General features: G+C 31.6%; 19 protein-coding genes. 7 read left to right on the top strand and 12 right to left on the bottom strand.

Going from position 1 to position 17,135, the window contains the following annotated elements; all coding sequences use genetic code 11:
- The first annotated feature begins 113 nt into the window (after positions 1–113).
- Together aceB and aceA are read left to right on the top strand one after the other, a co-directional pair.
- Positions 114–1,694 (top strand): malate synthase A, encoded by a 1,581-nt coding sequence (gene aceB / locus KK2020170_RS07280; RefSeq protein ID WP_221257679.1) that lies wholly within the window; start codon positions 114–116, stop codon positions 1,692–1,694.
- 81 nt (positions 1,695–1,775) lie between these two features.
- The gene (gene aceA / locus KK2020170_RS07275; RefSeq protein ID WP_221257678.1) at positions 1,776–3,056 is read left to right on the top strand and encodes an isocitrate lyase; all 1,281 of its coding nucleotides are present in this window, start codon (positions 1,776–1,778) and stop codon (positions 3,054–3,056) included.
- Between the two features lie 73 nt (positions 3,057–3,129).
- On the opposite strand, the gene KK2020170_RS07270 is transcribed toward aceA, so the two are convergent.
- Positions 3,130–3,426, bottom strand: a complete 297-nt coding sequence (locus KK2020170_RS07270; RefSeq protein WP_221257677.1) for a DciA family protein — start codon at positions 3,424–3,426, stop codon at positions 3,130–3,132.
- Entirely contained in the window at positions 3,419–3,832 is a 414-nt protein-coding gene (locus tag KK2020170_RS07265) for a lipocalin family protein (protein WP_221257676.1), read from the bottom strand. The genes KK2020170_RS07270 and KK2020170_RS07265 overlap by 8 nt, the downstream gene beginning before the upstream one ends.
- A 90-nt stretch (positions 3,833–3,922) precedes the next feature.
- Here KK2020170_RS07265 and KK2020170_RS07260 point away from each other — a divergent pair, with 90 nt between their 5' ends.
- Positions 3,923–4,999: a serine hydrolase domain-containing protein gene (locus tag KK2020170_RS07260; RefSeq protein WP_221257675.1), complete on the top strand. Its 1,077-nt coding sequence runs from the start codon at positions 3,923–3,925 to the stop codon at positions 4,997–4,999.
- 27 nt (positions 5,000–5,026) lie between these two features.
- On the opposite strand, the gene ftsY is transcribed toward KK2020170_RS07260, so the two are convergent.
- From ftsY to KK2020170_RS07210, 10 genes are all read right to left on the bottom strand, one after another.
- Positions 5,027–5,980: a signal recognition particle-docking protein FtsY gene (gene ftsY / locus KK2020170_RS07255; RefSeq protein ID WP_221257674.1), complete on the bottom strand. Its 954-nt coding sequence runs from the start codon at positions 5,978–5,980 to the stop codon at positions 5,027–5,029.
- Between the two features lie 86 nt (positions 5,981–6,066).
- Positions 6,067–6,219 carry a DUF4295 domain-containing protein gene (locus tag KK2020170_RS07250; RefSeq protein ID WP_221257673.1) on the bottom strand — a complete coding sequence of 51 codons (153 nt, stop codon included), beginning with the start codon at positions 6,217–6,219 and terminating at the stop codon, positions 6,067–6,069.
- A 42-nt stretch (positions 6,220–6,261) separates the two neighbouring features.
- Positions 6,262–6,444 (bottom strand): 50S ribosomal protein L33, encoded by a 183-nt coding sequence (rpmG, locus tag KK2020170_RS07245; RefSeq protein WP_072785033.1) that lies wholly within the window; start codon positions 6,442–6,444, stop codon positions 6,262–6,264.
- A 41-nt stretch (positions 6,445–6,485) separates the two neighbouring features.
- Positions 6,486–6,707, bottom strand: coding sequence for a 50S ribosomal protein L28 (rpmB, locus tag KK2020170_RS07240; protein ID WP_221257672.1), 222 nt, complete (start codon positions 6,705–6,707; stop codon positions 6,486–6,488).
- Positions 6,708–6,787: 80 nt separating this feature from the next.
- Positions 6,788–8,035, bottom strand: coding sequence for a CinA family nicotinamide mononucleotide deamidase-related protein (locus KK2020170_RS07235; RefSeq protein WP_221257671.1), 1,248 nt, complete (start codon positions 8,033–8,035; stop codon positions 6,788–6,790).
- 20 nt (positions 8,036–8,055) lie between these two features.
- Positions 8,056–8,403 (bottom strand): Hpt domain-containing protein, encoded by a 348-nt coding sequence (locus tag KK2020170_RS07230; protein WP_221257670.1) that lies wholly within the window; start codon positions 8,401–8,403, stop codon positions 8,056–8,058.
- Positions 8,404–8,405: 2 nt separating this feature from the next.
- Complete coding sequence (locus KK2020170_RS07225) at positions 8,406–9,017, bottom strand: fumarylacetoacetate hydrolase family protein (RefSeq protein WP_221257669.1); 612 nt, start codon at positions 9,015–9,017, stop codon at positions 8,406–8,408.
- Between the two features lie 54 nt (positions 9,018–9,071).
- Positions 9,072–9,845, bottom strand: a complete 774-nt coding sequence (locus KK2020170_RS07220; RefSeq protein ID WP_221257668.1) for a 3'-5' exonuclease — start codon at positions 9,843–9,845, stop codon at positions 9,072–9,074.
- A gap of 316 nt (positions 9,846–10,161) precedes the next feature.
- The gene (locus KK2020170_RS07215) at positions 10,162–11,466 is read right to left on the bottom strand and encodes a dihydrolipoamide acetyltransferase family protein (protein WP_221257667.1); all 1,305 of its coding nucleotides are present in this window, start codon (positions 11,464–11,466) and stop codon (positions 10,162–10,164) included.
- A gap of 84 nt (positions 11,467–11,550) precedes the next feature.
- The gene (locus KK2020170_RS07210) at positions 11,551–12,696 is read right to left on the bottom strand and encodes a glycosyltransferase family 2 protein (RefSeq protein WP_221257666.1); all 1,146 of its coding nucleotides are present in this window, start codon (positions 12,694–12,696) and stop codon (positions 11,551–11,553) included.
- 118 nt (positions 12,697–12,814) lie between these two features.
- On the opposite strand from KK2020170_RS07210, the gene KK2020170_RS07205 reads away from it, so the two are divergent.
- The 4 genes from KK2020170_RS07205 (at position 12,815) to KK2020170_RS07190 (ending at position 17,043) form a co-directional block, all read left to right on the top strand.
- Positions 12,815–14,704, top strand: coding sequence for an ABC-F family ATP-binding cassette domain-containing protein (locus tag KK2020170_RS07205; protein WP_221257665.1), 1,890 nt, complete (start codon positions 12,815–12,817; stop codon positions 14,702–14,704).
- Positions 14,705–14,802: 98 nt separating this feature from the next.
- Positions 14,803–15,630 carry an O-methyltransferase gene (locus KK2020170_RS07200; RefSeq protein WP_221257664.1) on the top strand — a complete coding sequence of 276 codons (828 nt, stop codon included), beginning with the start codon at positions 14,803–14,805 and terminating at the stop codon, positions 15,628–15,630.
- Positions 15,631–15,708: 78 nt separating this feature from the next.
- Complete coding sequence (locus KK2020170_RS07195; RefSeq protein WP_305070118.1) at positions 15,709–16,398, top strand: ABC transporter ATP-binding protein; 690 nt, start codon at positions 15,709–15,711, stop codon at positions 16,396–16,398.
- Between the two features lie 72 nt (positions 16,399–16,470).
- Complete coding sequence (locus tag KK2020170_RS07190) at positions 16,471–17,043, top strand: cob(I)yrinic acid a,c-diamide adenosyltransferase (protein WP_221257663.1); 573 nt, start codon at positions 16,471–16,473, stop codon at positions 17,041–17,043.
- The last annotated feature ends 92 nt before the right edge of the window (positions 17,044–17,135 follow it).

The following is a 17,135-nucleotide window of genomic DNA, read 5'->3' as shown; positions in this document are numbered from 1 at the left end:
AATACATTTTTGCGAAAAACAATTTTTATACTTTTTTTACATTTTTGCGAACGTTCGCTTGTTTTGTATTTTTTAATTTTATAATATTGTATCGGAATCAAAAACAAATACTTATGGAAACATCAGTTCAAAACATTCAAATTAAAACTGAAAATAAATATTTAAATATTCTAAATGAAGAAGCTTTAGCTTTTATAGAAACACTTCATCTAAAATTTAATCATAGACGTTTAGAGTTACTAGAAAATAGAAACAAAGAGCAAAAAAGATTTAATTCAGGCGAGGTTCCTTCTTTCTTGAAAGAAACAAAATCTATAAGAGAAAGTGAATGGACTGCCGCTCCAATTCCAGAAATATTATTAGATAGAAGGGTCGAAATTACAGGACCAGTTGATCGTAAAATGGTTATTAACGCCCTTAACTCAGGTGCAAAAGTTTTTATGGCTGATTTTGAAGACAGCTGCTCTCCTACTTGGGACAATTTAATGGAAGGCCAACAAAACTTAAAAGATGCTATTAATAAAACCATTAGTTTAGAACAAAACGGCAAGAAATATGAACTTAACGAAGAAACCGCAACTTTATTAGTAAGACCACGTGGTTTACATTTAGATGAAAAAAATTTAGAAATTGATGGTGAAAAACTATCAGGTGCATTAGTCGATTTTGGAATATACTTTTTTCATAATGCACATAATTTACTAAAACAAGGTTTAGCTCCATTTTTTTATTTACCAAAATTGGAACATTATGAAGAAGCGAGATGGTGGAATGATGTTTTTGTATTTGCACAAGAATTTTTAAAAATTCATCAAAAAACAATTAAAGCAACTGTTTTAATAGAAACCATAACCGCTAGTTTTCAATTAGACGAAATTATTTATGAATTAAAAGACCACATGGCAGGATTAAATTGCGGACGTTGGGATTACATATTTTCATACATTAAAAAATTAAATCAACAATCAAACTTTTTAGTGCCAGATCGCGATCAAGTTACTATGACAAGTCCGTTTATGAATGCGTATTCACTTCGTGTTATCCAAGTTTGCCATAAAAGAAATGTTTTGGCCATTGGCGGAATGGCAGCTCAAATTCCAATTAAAAATGATGACGAAGCAAATAAAATTGCATTTAATAAAGTTATAGCCGATAAAGAACGTGAAGTAAAAAATGGTCACGATGGCACTTGGGTAGCGCATCCAGCTTTAGTTCCAGTTGCTATGAAAGTTTTTAATGAAAATATGCTGACCAAAAATCAAATGCATATTAAACGTAACGAACTAAACATAACAGAAGCACAACTATTAGAATTACCAAAAGGAACAGTAACCGAAAATGGCGTTCGAAAAAATATAAATGTTGGAATTCTTTACATAGAATCATGGTTGATGGGTGTAGGTGCAGCTGCTTTATACAACTTAATGGAAGATGCCGCTACGGCAGAAATTTCAAGAGCACAATTATGGCATTGGCTAAATAAGAAAGTTATACTAGACAATGGAACTACTTGTTCAGCAGATTTATATAGAAAATTTATTCCTGAAGAATTGTCCAAAATAAAAGAATATGTTGGAACAGAAAGATATAAAAATGGAAAATTTGAATTAGCAACCGAACTATTTACCGAGATGATTTTAAGCGAAACTTTAGACGAATTTTTAACCTTAAAAGCTTACGAACATATACAATAAAAAAACTGCCGGATGCGGCAACATCCGACAGCTCAACATTCAATAATTACTCACATAACTATTAAACAAGAATACAAAATTATGAAAACACAAGAAAGAATTCAAGCATTGGTAACAGATTGGACAACAAATCCAAGATGGAAAGGTATCGAAAGAACTTATACAGCTGAAAAAGTAATTGAATTGCAAGGCTCTTACCAAATTGAATATAGTATTGCGAAAAGAGGTGCTGAAATTTTATGGCACAAATTAAACAACCAAGAATGGGTTGCTGGCTTAGGCGCATTAACTGGCAATCAAGCAATTCAAGAAGTGGAAGCAGGATTAGAAGCTATTTATTTAAGTGGTTGGCAAGTTGCAGCAGATGCAAATATCGCGGGAGAAATGTATCCTGATCAATCTTTGTATCCTGTGAATAGCGTTCCTATGGTAGTAAAACGCATTAATAATGCTTTATTACGTGCCGACCAAATTCAATCGGTTAATAAAATTGTAAATAAAAAAGATTATTTAGTACCAATTGTTGCCGATGCTGAAGCAGGCTTTGGCGGAAATTTAAATGCATTCGAATTAATGAAAGCTATGATTGAAGCAGGTGCTGCTGGAGTTCATTTTGAAGACCAATTATCATCTGCAAAAAAATGTGGACACTTGGGCGGAAAAGTTTTGGTTCCAACACAAGAAGCTATAAATAAGTTAATTGCAGCACGTTTAGCAGCTGACGTAATGGGAGTTCCGACACTTATTGTAGCAAGAACTGATGCAGATGCTGCCAACTTATTAACAAGTGACATTGACGATAGAGATAAAAAATTTGTTACTGGTGAACGTTCTACTGAAGGATTTTACTACGTAAAAGCAGGTTTAGAACAAGGAATTGATAGAGGTTTATCATACGCTCCTTATGCTGATTTGATTTGGTTAGAAACATCAACTCCAGATTTAGAACAAGCAAAACAATTTGCTGAAGCAATTCATGCTCAATATCCTGGTAAATTATTAGCTTATAATTGTTCGCCATCATTTAATTGGGCAGCAAAATTATCAGTAGCCGAGATGGAAACATTCCGTGAAGAATTAGCAAAAATGGGGTATAAATTCCAATTTATTACATTGGCTGGTTTCCACGCTTTGAACACATCAATGTTTGAATTAGCACTAGCTTATAAGAAAAAAGGGATGGCAGGATATTCTGAATTACAAGAAAGAGAGTTTGCTTTACAAGCAGAAGGTTTTAGAGCTGTAAAACATCAAAACTTTGTAGGAACAACCTATTTTGATGAAGTGCAAAATGCTGTTACTTCAGGTTTAGCTTCAACGGTTGCTATGAAGGATTCAACAGAAGCCGCTCAATTCTCATAATATTAAAATTTTGGTTTGACCTAATTTAGGTTTAGTTTGTTTGCGAAAAATGCTTCATTAATTGAAGCATTTTTCATTTAAAATTAATTTCTTTTATAATATCCCTTCTTAATTCTTCATTTAGAATCGTAATTATTTTCTCTTTCCCATACAAAAGCTCTTCTCTTAATACTGCAGACGTTAAAACAACATAAAGTGTGCTATTTTTTAAAACTACATCCGTTGTATAATTATTAACTCCAGGCCCCATAACATTCTTCCATGCATCACGAACATTTATTTTGTCTAAACCATTTTGTAATTTATTTGTTTCAATAAATGATTTTAGTACATCGGAAATAGAATTTTCTTCAGAAGAACGCTTATTCATTTGTTATTTTCTTTCTTTTATAAATATAATTTATTCCTTGCTCATTTGACAATATTAACTCATCATCGTTTAATTTCATAATTATCTCTGTCCATTTAGCAAACTCAGTAGCATAATTAATCATAACTAAATCTTCATTAAATGAAATCGAAATCTTTTCATTTACTTCATTCGTTAAAAACTTTCCATCGAACTGAGGTACAAGTTTTTTTCTGTAGCCTTTTAAACTATCATTTAATTTAAAAAAATCAACTGATTCTGAAAATTTATACACTTTCTCTTGTCCGTTTGGAAACTCAACTTTAACTATTTCCCAATATCCATTTATTAGATTAATATCTTTTTTTACGATATTTTTCTGACAAGAAACAAGAATTAACAACAAGAAACTTATAAAATACCTCATTATTTATTTTTAAAACTAAATTACATATTTTTAACTAGTAATTAAACCTTTTATTTGATTTATTGTCTTAATAGTAAATACTCTTATACTATGAAAAAAATTCTATTATTACTTTCCACTTTATTAATATTAGCTGGATGTTCAAATGATGATGAAAATTCAAGTAATCAAAATATAATTACAGAAAATATATATTTTCCTCCTATAGGAAGTGATATTTGGGAAACAAAAACTCCCGCATCATTAAATTGGAATGAAAATAATATTCAAGATTTATTAGATTTTTTAGAATTAAAAAATACTAAAAGTTTCATGGTTCTTCATAATGGCAAAATTGTAATGGAGTATTATTTTAATGGCCATACGAGTTCTACCCCTTGGTATTGGGCAAGTGCTGGAAAAACTTTAACAACTGCAGTCTCAGGAATTGCCCAACAAGAAGGTCTTATCAATATAAACAACAAAGTTTCTGATTACATAGGAACTGGCTGGACAAGTGCACCTTTAGCTAAAGAGAATCTAATAACATGCAAACATTTATTAACTATGACTTCTGGATTAGATGACACTAATGATGGTATTAATCCTGAAGATTTAGAATATTTAGCAGACGCCGGAACAAGATGGGCTTACCATACTGTGTTCTTTAAACTTCAAAACGTAATAGCTCAATCTGCCAATTCGACTTGGGACAATTATTTTAATTCCAAATTAAAGAACAAAATAGGAATGACAGGCTTATGGTTACCAACAGGTTCTGAAAATGTATATTGGAGCAACACAAGAAGTATGGCAAGATTTGGACTATTAACTTTAAACAATGGTAATTGGAACGGAGAACAAATAATCAATCAAACATATCAAAGTGAGGCTGTAAACACTTCTCAAAGCATCAATTTAGCCTATGGTTACATGTGGTGGCTTAATGGTAAATCTTCCTTTCATTTACCTCAAACACAATTCGAATTTCAAGGAGAACTAATTCCTAATGCGCCTGAAGAAATGTATTGCGGATTAGGTAAAGATGACCAGAAACTTTATATAATACCTAGTAAAAAATTAGTTATTGTAAGAATGGGAAATGTTTCAGATCCTTTAAATCCAACATTTGCCAGCTCTGAATTTGATAATCAACTTTGGGAAAAAATAAATGCAGTTATAAATTAAAAAAATCCCGCAAAGGCGGGATTTTTTTTATTTGAAAAACGAATCTACAAATTCAAATTTATTAAAGACTTGTAAATCTTCAATCCCTTCTCCTACTCCAATATATTTTACAGGAATTTTAAATTGATCTGATATTCCAATAACAACACCACCTTTAGCAGTTCCGTCTAATTTAGTAACTGCTAAAGAATTTACTTCAGTCGCTGCAGTAAATTGTTTTGCTTGCTCAAACGCATTTTGACCTGTTGAACCATCTAAAACCAATAAAACATCGTGAGGCGCATCACCAACTACTTTTTGCATAACACGTTTTACTTTAGAAAGCTCATTCATCAAGTTTACTTTATTATGCAAACGACCTGCAGTATCAATAATTACCACATCTGCATCTTGTGAAACTGCAGATTGTAAGGTATCAAATGCAACAGAAGCGGGATCACTCCCCATTTGCTGACGAACTATGGGCACGTCTACTCTATCTGCCCAGACTTGTAATTGGTCAATAGCGGCAGCTCTAAAAGTATCCGCAGCTCCTAAAACAACTTTATGCCCTGCTTTTTTAAACTGATAGGCTAGTTTACCAATTGTTGTTGTTTTTCCGACACCATTAACTCCAACAACCATTAAAACATAAGGCTTTTTATTTTTTGGAACTTCAAACTCTGTAGCATCTTCATGGTTGTTTTCTGATAATAAACCAGCAATTTCTTCACGAAGGATTTTGTTTAATTCTTCAGTTCCAAGATATTTATCACGTTCTACTCGCTCTTCAATTCTTTCAATAATTTTAAGTGTTGTATTTACACCAACATCAGATGAAACTAAAACTTCTTCTAGATTATCTAAAACATCATCATCAACTTTCGATTTTCCTGCAACTGCTTTCGATAATTTTTCAAAAAAAGAAGACTTTGATTTTTCTAAACCTTTATCTAAAGTTTCCTTTTTTTCTGATGAAAATAATTTTTTGAAAAAACTCATATCCTATTTAATTATAATAACAAAAATAAAAATAAAAAAGCTACTTTCAAACGAAAGTAGCTTTCCTATATAATTAAAAAAAAGAATTATTTCTTTTTTAAGAATTCGTCAACCATTTCTGGAGCCATTACTTGCTCTACGAATGTGTAAGCACCAGTTTTAGGAGATTTAACCATCTTAATAGCTTTAGTTAATCTCTTAGATGCAGTTTGTAAAGTTGCTACGGTTTTCTTTGCCATGATCTTTATACTTTATGCCTAAGGCTTAATGCTTTCAGCTAATTATTTAATTTCTTTGTGAACAGTTACTCTTTTTAAAACAGGATTAAATTTTTTAATCTCTAATCTATCTGGAGTATTCTTTTTATTTTTAGTAGTGATGTAACGAGACGTCCCAGGCATACCTGTAGCTTTGTGCTCAGTACACTCTAAAATAACTTGAATTCTATTACCTTTCTTTGCCATCGTGATTTATTTTTAATCTAAGTAATATTAATTACTTACTATTATTTTTGTGCTTTTTTTAATGCTGCAGAAATACCAATCTTATTGATAGTTTTTAATGCTGCTGTAGATACTTTTAACGTTACCCATCTATCTTCTTCAGGAATGTAAAAACGTTTCTTAACTAAGTTTACAGAAAATTTTCTCTTAGTTTTGTTCATAGCGTGAGAAACGTTGTTTCCAACCATCGCTTTTTTACCTGTTAGTTCACAAACTCTTGACATTATTTCTAATCTTTTATTTCGTTATTCAAAATCAGGGTGCAAAGAAACAAAATAGCAATGAATTACACAACTATATTTTATTATTTTTTTAAAATTTCTTTATAAACTAATTCCAAGGCTTTACTTACCGCTCTATCAATGACTTTTTCACGCGGTTGACCAAAGTTAAATTCTTCAACAAAAACTTCTTCATCTATTGCTATACCTATATACACAATACCTACCTCTGCATTTGAATCCCCTTTTAATGGACCTGCATTTCCTGTCGTAGAAATTGCAATATTTGTTTGCATCATTTTTTGAACGGAAAGAACCATTTCTTTTGCAACTTGAGCACTCACTACAGAATTTTCTTCAATAACATTATGAGAAACATTTAAAATTCTTTCTTTAACATCAGTTGCATAACTCACTATACTTCCTTTAAAATATGCTGAAGCCCCTGAAACAGAAGCAATAGTTTGTGCAATTTTACCTCCCGTACAGCTTTCCGCTGTTGCAATTGTCAAACCTTTATTTGTTAACAGTCTACCTAAAACTACTTCAATAGGCTCGTCTTCATCAAAACCAACAATAATATCTCCTATTAATTCTTGAAGTTTACTTACTTCTTTCTCGATAGCAACTTTTAATTCCTTTTCATTAGCACCTCTAGCAGATAAACGCAAACGAACTCTTCCCGGACTTGGTAAATACGCTAACTTAATAAAGGATGGCAAACTATCTTCCCAACTTTCTATTTGTTCCGCTATTAAACTTTCACCTCTACCATATGTTATTATTGTTTTATGAATAATATATGGACGAGAAAATTTTTGAACCAACTTAGGAACGACTTCGTTATCAATTAAATATTTCATTTCATAAGGAACACCTGGCAATGAAATAAAAACTGTATTTTCTTTTTGTAACCACATTCCAGGGGCAGTACCCATTTTATTAAATAAAACTTCAGCTTTTGATGGCACTAAAGCCTGATCTCTGTTAATTTGTGTTATAGGTCTTTTATAAAACCCTTCGATCAATTCTTTTACATGTTGTAAAACAATTTCGCTTTCAACCAAAACATCATTACAATATTCACAAATTGTTTTCTTTGTAATATCGTCTTTTGTTGGACCTAATCCGCCAGTAATAATTACAACTTCGACTTTATTTTGTAATTCGGAAAGTGTTTCTAAAATTTGAGTTTTATCGTCAGAAACAGAACGCATTTCAGTAACTGATATACCAATTTTATCAAGTTGTTTAGCGATATAGGATGAATTGGTATCTACGATTTGTCCAATAAGTATTTCGTCACCAATAGTGATTATAGATGCTTTCATAAAGTAAGTTAAGAATGGGGTTAGGCTAGTTTAAAGTCTTTTTTAATTTCTTTTACAGCAAGATCTACTCTATCTTTTAAAGATTTAAAAATTTCTTTAATTTCCTTTCTTTTACCTTCAGATTTTGCCCAAGTCATTATTTCAATGTTTTCATCATATGCTAAATCCATTCCTAATAAATCTAGAGAAGGTTTAATTTTATGTGCAGATGTATAAACCCTTGTATAATCTTTTTCTTCAATTCCTACTTTCATTGATTTAATTTCAGCTGGAACTTCTTCTAAGAAAAGATTCACAATTTGGTATGCAAAATCAATATCATTTTCTGATATCTCATAAACTTTTGATAAATTATACTGTAACGCCATAACTACTTAACTTGAACTTTAAACAATTGATTTCCTTCCAAGAAACCTTCTAAAACATCACCATCTTTAACCGGGGCAACGCCTTTAGGTGTACCAGTAAAAAGAATATCACCTGTTTTTAGCGTAAAATATTGAGAAACATAAGCAATAAGTTCATCTATTTTCCAAAGCATTAACGATGTATTGCCTTGCTGAACTACATTACCATTACTCTTTAACTCAAAGTTAATATTTTCTAATGAAGTAAATGAATTTTTCGGTAAAAAGTCTCCAATAATCGCTGAACCGTCAAAAGCCTTAGCTTTTTCCCATGGCAAACCTTTTTCTTTTAACGTACTTTGTAAATCTCGAGCTGTAAAATCGATACCTAAACTAATTTCGTCATAATACTTATGTGCGAATTTTTTATCTATATATTTTCCAACTTTATTAATCTTTACTATAACTTCTATTTCATGATGTACATCATTAGTAAATTCTGGTATTACAAATGGAAAATTTTTCAACAAAATAGCAGAATCAGGTTTCATGAATATTACAGGCTCTGTAGGTCTTTCGTTATTTAATTCCGAAATATGATCAGCATAATTTCTTCCTATACAGATTATTTTCATAATTCTTTAGTGATTAGTGAATAGTAATTAGCTAAAAAAATACTTTTACTTTTTTTATAACTTCGTATTTAACTTTCTTAACTTAATTGCTGTTAAAACTTTTTTAGTATATAATGGAAAATCAGCATTTTGAATCCATCCAAAATAGCCCGGTTCTTTATCTAGCACATCATCAACTAAAGCTCCTTTATGTTTTCCAAAAGTAAAAATTTCTTGTCCATCTTCGTTTAAAGCAATAAATCCTGCAAAATCAACTGATTTCTTACGAGTAGTGAATTCAGAAAGTTTCTTCATATCGTTTTCTAAATCCTCGTAACGATCTAATTGCGCTTTCAGAATTTCATACGTTGCATTAGTATCAGCTTCAGCGCTATGTGCATTTTCCAAGCTTTCATTACAATAAAAACGGTAAGCTGCACTTAAAGTTCTTTCTTCTTTTTTATGAAAAATTGTTTGCACATCAACGGTTACTCTATTTTTCATGTCAAAATCAACTTCTGCACGTAACAATTCTTCAGCTAATAATGGAATATCAAATCGATCTGAATTAAATCCAGCCAAATCAGAATCTTTTATCATATTATAAACATGAGGCGCTAATTCGGCGAATGTTGGTTCGTTTGCTACTTTTTCATTGGTAATTCCATGAACAGCAGTTGCAAATGCCGGAATAGGAATTGTTGGATTTACTAACCAAGTTTTGCTTTCTTTATTCCCGTTTGGAAAGACTTTTAAAATTGATATTTCCACAATTCTATCTTTAGCTACATCAATTCCAGTAGTTTCTAAATCAAAAAAGCAAATAGGTCTGTTTAGTTTTAATTCCATTTCAATTATCTTTATATTGCAAATATAATTTAAAGGATTTTTTTAACCCAGTTGAATCTATTTTTATTTTTTTTGTTATCCATATTGATTCCATTTCTAGGTTTTGTTTTAGATGGAGTTAAACATAAAAATTTAAGCTTTTACTTAAAATATATTTTTTTTCTCATTATTGGTTTGATTTTTATATTTCAACTCACCAAAATTTTAAAACATTACTTTATTTTAACTATTTGCATTGGATTTCCAATAATAATAATTCTAAAAAACATAAAAAAACCACGCGATTAGCGTGGTTTTTATTTTTATAATAATAAAATTAAACTTCTCTATTAATATCCCAAGCTTCTAAATAATCAGCAACTCTTTTTACAAAACTTCCTCCTAATGCTCCATCAACTACTCTATGATCGTAAGAATGTGATAAAAACATTTTTTGACGGATTCCTATAAAATCTCCTTCTGGAGTTTCGATTACCGCAGGAACTTTACGAATAGCACCTAAAGCCAAAATACCCACTTGTGGTTGGTTGATAATTGGTGTTCCAAAAACAGAACCAAAAGTACCTACGTTAGTAACGGTGTACGTTCCTCCTTGTGTATCGTCTGGTTTTAATTTTCCAGTTCTTGCACGGTTAGCTAAATCGTTCACTTGTTTTGCCATACCAACTAAGTTTAATTGGTCAGCATTTTTTATTACCGGAACAATTAAGTTTCCGTTTGGTAAAGCAGCAGCCATACCTAAATTAATATTTTTCTTTTTGATAATGTATTCACCATCAACTTGAATGTTCATTCCAGGGAAATCTTTCAACGCTTTTGCAACAACTTCCATGAAAATTGGCGTAAACGTTAATTTTTCACCTTCGCGTTTTTCGAATGCATTCTTAACCTTATCTCTCCATTTTACAATATTCGTAACATCAACTTCGATAAAAGATTGTACGTGAGCTGAAGTTTGTTTAGACTCCACCATGTACTTAGAAATCAACTTACGCATTCTGTCCATTTCTACGATTTCATCTTCTCCATTTACTGATGTTGGAGCAGCTTTTGGTGCTTCTTGAACTGGAGCAGCTGATTCAGTTTTAACTGGTTGCGAAACTGCAACTGGCTGACTTCCTCTTGTTTTAATATATCCTAAAATGTCTTCTTTCGTTACTCTACCGTCTTTTCCTGTTCCGTTAATTCCATCTAATTCAGCAATAGAAATTCCTTCTTCTTTAGCAATATTTTTTACTAATGGAGAATAGAATTTATCTGAATTTGAAAAATCAGGAGTTGCAACAGTTTCTTTAGCAACTTCAACTGCTTTAGCAACCTCAGCTACTGGCGCAGCTTCCGTTTTTACTTCAGCAACTGGAGTAGCAGCAACAGCACCACCTTCAGTTTCAATAATAGCAATTGTTTGTCCTACTTGAACAACATCGTCAACATTAAATAAAATTTCAACTAAAGTTCCTGAAACCTCACTTGGAACTTCACTATCAACCTTATCAGTAGCAATTTCAAGAACTGCTTCATCTTGTTCAATTTTCTCACCAACTTTCTTTAACCAGTTAGTAACCGTAGCTTCCGCTACACTTTCACCCATTTTAGGTAATTTCAATTCGAACTTTGCCATATTTTTAACTAAAGTTGTGTTTTACTTCTTTGGATTGCAAAAATACTAATTTTTAGATGTATTTGTAAAGAATACAATAATTTTTTACAACAAAATAACTTCCCCTCGTTCATTGGAATTATTACTTCCAATCAAAAAATCGTGATTTACTGATAAAAATTTAAATGTATATGCTTTATTCATATTATTTTCCATCAATTCAATAGCTTTCTTGAAGGAAATTGATTTCAAATCTATGATAAATTCTACTCGCAAATCTAATGGAATTTCTTTTCCCTTTTTATTAATGTTCACTTTTAATTTATTTGAAATTTTAGTAAGTATTTCATCATTGTATTCTTCGCTTACTAAAATGTAATGTTCTGGTTTTTTAACCTTGATAGTTTTAGATTGGAACACCTTTAAGAGCGAAAAAACAAAACTTCCCATTTGCATCATGACATCGAAAAACCAAGATTTCTTAAAATGTTTCTTATAAAAAAACTGCATCGCTTCTCGAAAACGTTTCATATACAATCCGTCTCGAACTGTGCTTTCGCCTTTATAATGTATAACCGTTGTATCAGCAAAATAATAATTAGAATATCCTGCTTTTTTTACCAAATAACTCAAATCAATATCATCGGAATACATAAAGCAATCTTCATCAAATCCGCCTACTTCCAAATACAAATCGCGCTTCATTACCATAAAAGCCCCAACGAAAATATCAACTTCACCTGATTGATTTTCATTTAAATGCATGGCGTAATACTGATTAAACCAACTCGATTTTGGAAATAATTTATACAACCCAAAAATCTTGGTAAAAGCCACCCAAGGTGTTGGAACTCCCCTTTTACATTCTGGAAGAAATTTTCCGGAACCATCAATTAATTTGCAGCCAACAATTCCGACTTTCGGGTTTTGACTTTCGACTTTCGACATTAAAATTTTAGAAAAAGTATCTTCAGCAACAACGGTATCAGGATTTAAAATGCAAATGTATTCACCTTTTGCGTAATCAACTCCAATATTATTCCCTTTTGGAAAACCTAAATTTTCCTTATTTTCAATTAAAGTGATAGCAGGAAATTTCTCCTTAATCATTCGACAACTATCATCTGAAGACGCATTATCCACCACAATAATTTCACTATCAATACCTTCAAGTGCTTTTTGAACACTCAAAACACATTGCTCTAAAAAATAGCGAACATTATAATTAAGGATGATTACCGATAGTTGCATGCACAAATATAATGGGAAAATTTACCAATTTGAAAATTTGAAAATTTTTAATAAGAAATAAAGTATTTTTGCACAATCAATTTTCAAATTGACTCATTTTCAAATCATCAAATTAACAATGAACTTCCTTTCAGTCGAAAATATATCCAAAGCATACGGCGAACGCGTTTTGTTTGAAAACATTTCATTTGGTATCAATAAAGATCAAAAAATCGCTTTTATCGCCAAAAATGGTTCAGGAAAAACAACAATCATGAACATGTTGGCGGGTTTAGACGAACCCGATAGCGGTCAGGTTATTGTTCGTAAAGACATTAAAATGGCGTTTTTATCTCAAAATGATAATTTACAGCCTGAACTAACGATTGAGGAAAGTATTTTCGCAAGCGATAATGATACGTTAAAAGTCATAGCGCAATACGAAAAAGCACTTGAAAATCCTGATGATGAAGAGGCTTATCAAAAGGCTTTTGACAACATGGATCGTCATAATGCTTGGGATTTTGAAACGCAATACAAGCAAATTTTATTTAAACTAAAATTAGATGATTTAAAACTGAAAGTTAAAAATCTTTCGGGTGGACAAAAAAAGAGATTATCATTGGCAATCATCTTAATCAATAAACCTGATTTTTTAATTTTAGATGAGCCAACTAACCATTTAGATTTAGAAATGATCGAATGGTTAGAAGATTATTTTGCGAAAGAAAATTTAACCTTATTTATCGTTACGCACGACCGTTTCTTTTTAGAACGTGTTTGTAACGAAATTTTAGAACTCGAAAACGGAAAATTATACCAATATAAAGGCAATTATTCGTATTATTTAGAGAAAAAAGAAGAGCGCATAGCTTCTGAAAATGCAAGCGTTGACAAAGCTAAAAATTTATTCGTTAAAGAACTGGAATGGATGCGTCGCCAACCAAAAGCGCGTACTACAAAATCAAAATCGCGTCAAGATGATTTTTACGTAATTAAAGAAAAAGCCATGAGTCGCCGAAAAGAAAATGTGGTAGAGTTGGAAATTAATATGGAACGCATGGGAAGCAAAATTATTGAATTGGCAAAAATCAATAAAAGTTTCCAAGACAGAGTGATTCTGAAAGATTTCAACTATTCGTTTCAACGGGGTGAACGTGTGGGCATCATCGGTAAAAACGGAACTGGAAAATCTACTTTTTTAAATATTATTACTGGAAGTATACAACCCGATTCTGGAAAAGTAATCGTAGGTGACACCATGAAAATCGGATATTACACGCAAAGCGGAATCAACCCGAAGCCACAACAAAAAGTTATCGACATCATTAAAGAATATGGCGAATACATTCCGTTGACCAAAGGAAAAATTATTTCGGCTTCGCAATTATTGGAACGTTTTTTATTTGATGCCAAAAAACAATATGATTACGTTGAAAAACTAAGCGGTGGTGAACTGAAACGTTTGTATTTGTGTACGGTTTTGATTCAAAATCCGAATTTCTTGATACTCGATGAGCCAACGAATGATTTGGATATCGTGACTTTAAATGTCTTAGAAAACTTCTTGTTGGATTATCCGGGTTGTTTGTTAGTAGTAAGTCACGACCGATATTTCATGGACAAAATTGTAGATCACTTGTTTGTATTCAGAGGCAATGGTGAAATTGAAGATTTTCCTGGAAACTATTCTGATTTTAGAACCTATGAAGATTCCGCTGAACCGGTTAAAGAAGAAAAAATAGAATCGGCAAATGCTAAATCCTGGAAAGAAAAACAAGTTAAAGCTGGTTTAACCTTTAATGAGCAAAAAGAATTTCAAAAAATTGAACGTGAAATCAAAGATTTAGAATTCAAGAAAAAAGAAATTGAAGCCGAATTTGCTGAAGGCAAAGTAGCTGATGATAACTCGAGCGAAAGCGAACAGGCGAAGCAAATAGAAACAAAAGCAAACGAATTGCAAAAAATCATTCAATCGTTAGAAGAAAAAGAAGAACGTTGGTTTGATTTGAGTTCTAAAATGGAATAAAAAAGTAATTAGTAAATAGTGAACAGCAAGCTAATTACTAGCCACTTTACACACACGAGCCTTTTTTAAGGCGAACTGGAGAAGCAAATCACTAAAAAATGAATCATTTAATAAAAGCTTATATAAAATTCTTTTTTAAAGCCAAAAACGAACATGGCGTGCATTCGCCATTTGTATTCGATTTGGTTACCAAATGCTTTTACGACAAAACCAATTATCCTGAATACGAAATTTTAAAAAACTACAGAAATTCGCTTTTAAACAATAAAAACACCATTAAAGTAACCGATTTTGGTGCAGGTTCTCGCGTTTTTAAATCAAACACGAGGGAAATTAGTGCTATTGCTAAAAATGCTGGAATTTCAATTAAAAATGCTAAATTATTATTCCGAATCGTTCGTTATTTTCAACCGGAACAAATTTTAGAAATCGGAACATCTTTAGGACTAGCTACTTCTGCTCTCGCGTCTGGCAATTCGAATGCAAAAATTACCACTTTAGAAGGTTGCCCAAATACCATTAAACAAACGCAATTAGAATTGAAAAAAATCAATATTAATTCTATTGATTTTGTCAATACAGAATTCTCAACCTACTTTAAATCTTCAGACTTTCGACTTTCAACTTTCAACTTAATTTATTTTGACGGCAATCATTCTAAAAAAGCAACTTTAGATTATTTTAATATGCTTTTACCTACGATTTCAAATGACACTATTTGGATTTTCGACGATATTCATTGGTCACAAGACATGGAAGAAGCTTGGACAGAAATAAAAAATCATCCAAAAGTTACAGTTACTATAGATACTTTTCAATGGGGAATAGTTTTCTTTAGAAAAGAACAAGCAAAAGAACATTTTGTTATTAATCCAAAACGTAACTTTAGCTCGAAATTTTTTGAAAAAACTAGAATTAAAATGTAACAAAAAACTGACTTCTTCTACTTATTAATATAAAATTTAGATATTCTAAATTCTAAAAATCTTAATTCTGATTTTATAATGTCACAACCTATTATCGAAATTAAAGGAATTACGCGCGATTTTCCACTTGGCGAAGAAATTATTCATGTTTTAAAAGGAATTGATTTAACCATTAACAAAGGAGAATACGTAGCACTAATGGGACCATCTGGTTCTGGAAAATCAACTTTAATGAATTTATTAGGCTGTTTAGACACTCCTACTTCGGGAAGTTATGTATTAAATGGAAAACATGTAAGTGAAATGCATGACGACGAATTGGCAGAAATTAGAAACAAAGAAATTGGTTTCGTTTTCCAAACATTTAATTTAATGCCAAGAACTACCGCATTAGACAATGTAGCATTACCAATGGTCTATGCAGGAAAATCTAAAACCGAGCGAAACGAACGTGCAACTGAAGTACTAACACAAGTTGGTCTTGATGACAGAATGGACCACAAACCTAATCAACTTTCAGGTGGACAACGTCAGCGTGTTGCAGTTGCAAGAGCTTTGGTTAACAAACCTGCGATTATTTTAGCCGATGAACCTACAGGAAACTTAGATAGTAAAACCTCATTAGAAATCATGAATTTATTTGATGAAATTCATGCTAACGGAAATACTGTAATTCTTGTAACTCACGAAGAAGATATAGCTGCACATGCACATCGCATCATTCGTTTACGTGATGGAATGATCGAAACAGATGTGAAGAATAAGTAGTCTACTTTTCTTATCTTTGAGCTAAATTTTAAAATGCTGGAAGCTTATTGCTAACAGCTATTAGCAATAAACATGAAAGTATACACAAAAACAGGCGATAAAGGTTCAACTTCATTATTCGGAGGAACGAGAGTTCCTAAACATCATATTCGAATTGAAAGTTATGGAACAGTTGATGAACTGAATTCCTACATTGGTTTAATTCGCGATCAAGAAATAAATCCGCTATATAAAGCTATTTTAATAGAAGTTCAAGACCGATTGTTTACTGTTGGAGCCATAATGGCAACTCCACCAGAAAAGGAAACATTAAAAAACGGTGAAAAAAGATTAAACATTAATCGCATATCAGAAGAAGACATTCAATATCTTGAAACTGAAATTGATAAAATGGATAGTGAATTACCTCCAATGACACATTTCGTCTTACCCGGCGGACACACTACAGTGTCATATTGTCATATTGGGCGTTGTGTATGCCGTAGAGCTGAACGTTTAGCAGTACATTTACACGAATTAGAGCCTATTGACGAACGTGTTCTTACCTACTTAAACCGACTTTCTGACTACTTATTTGTGTTGGCACGAAAGTTGTCACACGATTTAGGCGCTGATGAAGTAAAATGGATTCCGAGAAAAGATTAAACATCAGTAAATAAACGTTCTTTAAACTTATTTAAAAATAATTCAAAAAAAACTTGACTTTTTAAGTTAAAAAATTATTTTTGCACTAAATT

The organism is Flavobacterium okayamense (genome assembly GCF_019702945.1).
GTDB classification, from domain to species: domain Bacteria; phylum Bacteroidota; class Bacteroidia; order Flavobacteriales; family Flavobacteriaceae; genus Flavobacterium; species Flavobacterium okayamense.
Note: the sequence above shows the minus strand (reverse complement) of the source record. Positions and strands in the feature narration are given on the sequence as shown.